This window comes from Methylocystis borbori (assembly GCF_036576025.1).
GTDB lineage: Bacteria > Pseudomonadota > Alphaproteobacteria > Rhizobiales > Beijerinckiaceae > Methylocystis > Methylocystis borbori.
Map to the genome: position 1 here is coordinate 1 of NZ_JAZHYN010000100.1, position 903 is coordinate 903.

General features: G+C 61.2%; 1 protein-coding gene. It reads right to left on the bottom strand.

Annotation, left to right across the window (positions count from 1 at the left end; genetic code table 11):
* Position 1 precedes the first annotated feature (1 nt).
* Positions 2-889 (bottom strand): nitrogenase iron protein, encoded by an 888-nt coding sequence (nifH, locus tag V3H18_RS16565; protein WP_332083184.1) that lies wholly within the window; start codon positions 887-889, stop codon positions 2-4.
* Positions 890-903 lie beyond the last annotated feature (14 nt).

The following is a 903-nucleotide window of genomic DNA, read 5'->3' on the forward strand; positions in this document are numbered from 1 at the left end:
ATTACGCGATCGCGGCGAGATCGGCGGCGGTTTTGCCGACTTCGCTTTCGTCGACCTGCTTCATGATGCCGTGCTCCATGAGCATGTCTTCGAGCTCGTCCATGGTGATCGGGGTCGGGATGATGCCGTTGCCCGCATTCGCATGGACCTTGTTCGCCAGATTGCGATAGTGGCCGGCCTGGGTCGATTCCGGCGCATATTCAATCACCGTCATGCGGCGCAGTTCGGCGTGCTGAACGATATTGTCGCGCGGCACGAAGTAGATCAGCTGCGTGCCAAGCTTCGCCGCAAGCGCTTCCGCAAGCTCAAGCTCCTTGTCCGTCTGGCGCTCGTTGCAGACCAGCCCGCCCAGGCGAACGCCGCCCGAATTGGCGTATTTCAGAATGCCCTTCGAGATGTTGTTGGCCGCATACATGGCCATCATCTCGCCCGACATCACGATGTAAATCTCCTGCGCCTTGTTCTCGCGGATCGGCATCGCAAAGCCGCCGCAGACAACGTCGCCCAGCACGTCGTAGGACACATAGTCGATGTCCTCGTAAGCGCCGTTCTCCTCAAGGAAGTTGATCGAGGTGATGACGCCGCGGCCGGCGCAGCCAACGCCCGGCTCCGGACCGCCCGACTCAACGCAGCGAATGTCGCGATAGCCGACCTTCATCACGTCTTCGATCTCGAGATCCTCGACGCTGCCCGCGTTCGCCGCGAGGCTCAGGATGGTGTCCTGCGCCTTGGCGTGAAGGATCAGACGGGTCGAGTCAGCCTTCGGGTCGCAGCCCACGATCAGGATGCGATGGCCCAATTCCGCCAGCGCCGCCAGCGTGTTCTGGGACGTCGTCGACTTGCCGATGCCCCCCTTACCGTAAAACGCGATTTGCCGTAGTGACGACATGTTGATCTCCTCTC